This is a genomic window from Deinococcus sp. (genome assembly GCF_030523985.1).
Classification (GTDB): domain Bacteria; phylum Deinococcota; class Deinococci; order Deinococcales; family Deinococcaceae; genus Deinococcus.
The window spans coordinates 1-2,299 of sequence record NZ_JAUNHK010000192.1; the positions used below are offsets into that span (position 1 = coordinate 1).

General features: G+C 64.3%; 4 protein-coding genes. 3 read left to right on the forward strand and 1 reads right to left on the reverse strand.

Translation table 11 applies throughout. The features are described 5' to 3' along the window. Positions 1–143 precede the first annotated feature (143 nt). Both Q4C89_RS14825 and Q4C89_RS14830 read left to right on the forward strand, forming a co-directional pair. On the forward strand, positions 144–647 hold the full coding sequence (locus tag Q4C89_RS14825; protein ID WP_303103393.1) for a hypothetical protein: 504 nt from the start codon (positions 144–146) through the stop codon (positions 645–647). Continuing rightward, on the forward strand, positions 644–964 hold the full coding sequence (locus Q4C89_RS14830; protein ID WP_303103394.1) for a metal-sensitive transcriptional regulator: 321 nt from the start codon (positions 644–646) through the stop codon (positions 962–964). Before Q4C89_RS14825 ends, Q4C89_RS14830 begins: the two co-directional genes overlap by 4 nt. A 98-nt stretch (positions 965–1,062) precedes the next feature. On the opposite strand, the gene Q4C89_RS14835 is transcribed toward Q4C89_RS14830, so the two are convergent. Continuing rightward, positions 1,063–1,887, reverse strand: coding sequence for a MerR family transcriptional regulator (locus tag Q4C89_RS14835; RefSeq protein ID WP_303103395.1), 825 nt, complete (start codon positions 1,885–1,887; stop codon positions 1,063–1,065). A 129-nt stretch (positions 1,888–2,016) separates the two neighbouring features. On the opposite strand from Q4C89_RS14835, the gene Q4C89_RS14840 reads away from it, so the two are divergent. Then, on the forward strand, positions 2,017–2,299 hold a 283-nt coding region (locus tag Q4C89_RS14840; RefSeq protein WP_303103396.1), incomplete at its 3' end, for an undecaprenyl diphosphate synthase family protein.

Below are 2,299 nucleotides of genomic sequence, written 5' to 3' on the forward strand. Positions count from 1 at the left end.
ACGGCTGAAATTAACACCTACAAAGCGCTGCTCAAGACCGTCAAGTAAGCGGGGCTGAGGGTCTAAAAGTCTAAGGGGGTCGGTTTGGGGCCTCCTTTGCCTTTTTCGGGGGAAGGATGAAACGAGCAGCTCTAGCCTTTTTGATGGTTGGCACCGTCTTTTCTCCGCTGGCTCTGGCGGGTGGGCGGGAGCCGCTGCCCGCTCAGCCTCCGCGCCCGCTGACGGCCTACGGGCAACTCAGCGCCGCGCAGGGCGCAAAGTTTGACCGCATCTTTCTGGCGACTCTGCCTGCCTATCTGGAAGTGGGGCAGCGAATAGCCAACTCTGCCTTCTATGGCAGCAAAAATCCTGAGGTCAAAGCGTTCGCCGCGCAAACCAAAACCACATATAGCGTCAGTCTCGCCAAACTGAAAAGCTGGGGCGGTACTCAGTCCAGCATCATGGACATCGTGGGGCCACAGGGCGGCGACTATGACCGCTGGTTTCTGACCTCGCTGCCTGCCCAGAATGAGCAACTGCGCCAGCTTCTGCTGCTGGTTCCAACTCATACCCAGAATGCCAACCTGCGCCAGTTCGCCGCTGGGCTTTTGCCCAAGCTGGACGCCGAAAACATCCACGCCCGCGCCCTCCTGAAGACACTGAAATGACCAAATCCGGACCCCATCCTGACCACTGCCCCACCCAATCCGACCACCTTTGTATGCCCGAAGAGGCCCGCAAACGCGCCCGCCACCGCCTCAGCATTGCGCGGGGGCACCTGGAGAGCATCGTCAAAATGCTGGACACCGAGGACGTGTACTGCGTGGACGTGCTGCGTCAGATTCGGGCCGTACAGGGGGCACTCTCCGGCGCGTCGGACGTGGTGCTGCGCGGGCATCTGGAAGCGCATGTCGCCACCGCCGCCGAGCGGGGCGACACGGTAGAGATGGTGGACGAACTGATGGAGGCGCTCAGGTACCGCTGAGGCTCGCCAGGGCAGAGCAAGCCAGAGCCGAAAGGAGAGGACCAGGACGGAAGATTCCGGCTGGTCCCCTCTCCTTCTGGTTTCGGGTCTTTGCGGCTTCAGGCAGGCGTGTACGGCCAGGCCACCTCGCCCGCCACCTCGTCGGCGCCGAGGCTGTCCCAGTCATAGGGGTAGACCTCCCGGCAGCGGAGCGGCCCAGTCTGGCCGTGTTTCTGGGCGTAGGCGGCGGTGGCGTCGTAGGCGCTCAGGATGCCGGGGAACTCGAACTGCGCCTTGGTGAGCTGGGTGAAAGCTTCGTGGTGCGCCGGTTCTTCGCGCAGGGTCAGCGCCCCAGCGGGGACCAGGGTTCCGGTGTAGGGCTGGCAGATCTCAACCGGGCCGTCGCTGTCGGCGTCGACCTGACCATGAAAGATGACGAACGGAGCGCCGCTGGGGGCAGCCTCCTGCGCGGCCAGCTGACGGTGCAGTTCGCTCATTCCGGCGGCGATGGTCTGGGGCAGCTCGTCGGCGGTCACGCGGCGGGTCAGGGTAGCGACGGGCTGACTGGGCACAAAGCGGGTCTGGACGGTGTAGGCGGTCATAAGGGAATCTCCTTGCAGGGTGGCGAGAACATAGCGGGCGAGTTCCTCGCGGCGGGCGTGTTCGGCCTGGACACGTGCCCAGTGGGTCCGCACTTCCTCGGCGCGGCGGGCGGGGGGAGCATCCAGAACGGTGCGAATGTCACTCAGTGGCAGGCCCAGCTGTCTGAGACGGGCAATCAGGCGGGCGTCACCGAACTGGGCGGACGAGTAGAAGCGGTAGCCGCTCGACAGGTCCACACGTGCGGGTGGCAGCAGTCCGAGTTCGTCGTACAGGCGCAGGGCCTTGACGCTCAGGCGGGTGGCGCTGGCAAAGGCGCTGATGGTCAGCAGGACTTGGGTCATAGGCGAGGCACCTCCGGAGGTGCTTTCAGCCTGAGGTCTGCCCCTGGGGAAGAGTCAAGAGGCGTGTGCCGCCCTCCACCTTTTGCCGGATGCCCGCTCCCCTGACCCCGCGCTACACTCCTTGCCGATATGGCTTCCCTGAAATCGGCCCTCCGTACCGCTCAGCAGCTCCGCACGGCGACACGGGGGGCCTTGCTGTGGAGCTACGAGCAGAAGCTAGCCCGTGAAGTGAAGGAACACGGCAAAATGCCCCATCACCTGGGCCTGATTCTGGACGGCAACCGCCGCTTTGCCAAAGCCGCCGGAATGCAGCGCGAAATGGGCCACTCTTTCGGCGCAGACAAGGCGCACGAGGTCTTGCAGTGGTGCCTGGAACTCGGGATTCCTTCGGCGACCATCTGGGTGCTGAGCA

What these genes read in the sequence shown, in the direction of transcription:
- Q4C89_RS14830 (WP_303103394.1), top strand. Translation starts at nt 644, where the DNA reads ATGACCAAATCCGGACCCCATCCTGACCACTGCCCCACCCAATCCGAC.
- Q4C89_RS14825 (WP_303103393.1), top strand. Translation starts at nt 144, where the DNA reads ATGGTTGGCACCGTCTTTTCTCCGCTGGCTCTGGCGGGTGGGCGGGAG.
- Q4C89_RS14835 (WP_303103395.1), bottom strand. Translation starts at nt 1,887, where the DNA reads ATGACCCAAGTCCTGCTGACCATCAGCGCCTTTGCCAGCGCCACCCGC.